Annotated in this window: 1 protein-coding gene; it reads right to left on the bottom strand. The window is 67.3% G+C overall.

Features of this window, described 5'->3' with window-relative positions; all coding sequences use genetic code 11:
- Positions 1 to 416: hypothetical protein (locus AUL38_RS17325; protein ID WP_161937396.1), on the bottom strand; the 416-nt coding region annotated here is incomplete at both ends.

Genomic DNA, 416 nt, shown 5'->3' with positions numbered 1-416 from the left:
TAGCCTTGGAGTTCGCATTTCACGCCGCCCGTGGGGGTGTCGCGGGTGATGGTGCCGCCGTGAGTGGCGAGGAGCGCGTCGACGCCTTCCGCGGTGAGGACGAGCTGTACACGCCCGTGCAGGTCAGCCCCGGTGCCCTGCGCCGCTGCTGTTTCGGCGGCGTCGTAGGGGTCGCGGCTGAGGAGGTCGTAGAGCGCGTCAGCCCGCAGCTCGTCAAGACCACGCAGGTCACTGGTGTCTGCGGTGTTGCCGCTGTCAGCAGGTTTCGGCTGTCCATCATGGGCAGCAATGCCCTCAGGGGCAGCAATACCCTCGGAGCCAGCAATGCCCTCGGGTGCAGCAGGCGCGGGGATGAGCCGCCTTTTCACGGCCCGCCCAATGCGAGTGAGATGGTCATACAGCCCGAGCGCTTGGAC

This window comes from Leucobacter sp. G161 (assembly GCF_001482305.1).
In the GTDB taxonomy this organism is placed as follows: domain Bacteria; phylum Actinomycetota; class Actinomycetes; order Actinomycetales; family Microbacteriaceae; genus Leucobacter.
Note: the sequence above shows the minus strand (reverse complement) of the source record. Positions and strands in the feature narration are given on the sequence as shown.